At 64.7% G+C, this 679-nt stretch carries 1 pseudogene; it reads left to right on the forward strand.

The features are described 5' to 3' along the window. A pseudogene (locus LZ005_RS21540) lies at positions 1-679 on the forward strand (heme utilization protein); the annotation flags it as partial.

Consider the following 679-nt stretch of genomic DNA (forward strand, 5'->3'; position numbering starts at 1 on the left):
GACCCAGGTCGGCGCGCTGAACAGCGACCAGCTGTCGGCCATGACCGCTGCCCAGGGCGCTGCCCTGAGCGCGACCCAGGCTGCGCTGATCAACTCGACGGCCCTGAGCGGCATGAACACGGTCGCCCTGCGTGCCCTGACGACGGGTGTGATCCGCGCCCTGAACAGCTCGCAAGTGGCTGGTCTGAACACCGAGCAGATGGGCAATATGACCACGCTGCAGGTGAACAACCTGACCACGCTGGCCATGAACAAGCTCAATAGCGAGCAAGTCCAGGCCATGACCTCGCTGCAACTGAGCGGACTGACCTCGACGCAGTTCCAGGCGCTCAACACGAACGCCATGGCGAACGTGGCCACCGACGACATCGTCGGCCTGAGCACCGCCGTGATCGCCTCGCTGACGGCCGCCGAAGTGACGACCGGCTCCGGTGCGGTGATCACCTCCGACCAGCTGCAGGCCCTGACCTCGCTGCAAGTTGGCGCGCTGACGACGGCGGTGGTGAGCACGATGAGCTCGGATCAGATCGTCAACCTGACCTCGACCCAGATCGTCGGCCTGAACTCGCAACAGATCGGTGTGATCAACACCCTGAGCCTGGCGGCGATGGAAACGGTGGACTTCTCGCAACTGTCGACCCTGGCCATCAGTGGTCTGAAGTCGACCCAGGCTGCCGCC

Origin of the sequence: Massilia sp. TS11 (genome assembly GCF_022012445.1) — a bacterium.
Taxonomy (GTDB): Bacteria; Pseudomonadota; Gammaproteobacteria; order Burkholderiales; family Burkholderiaceae_D; genus Telluria.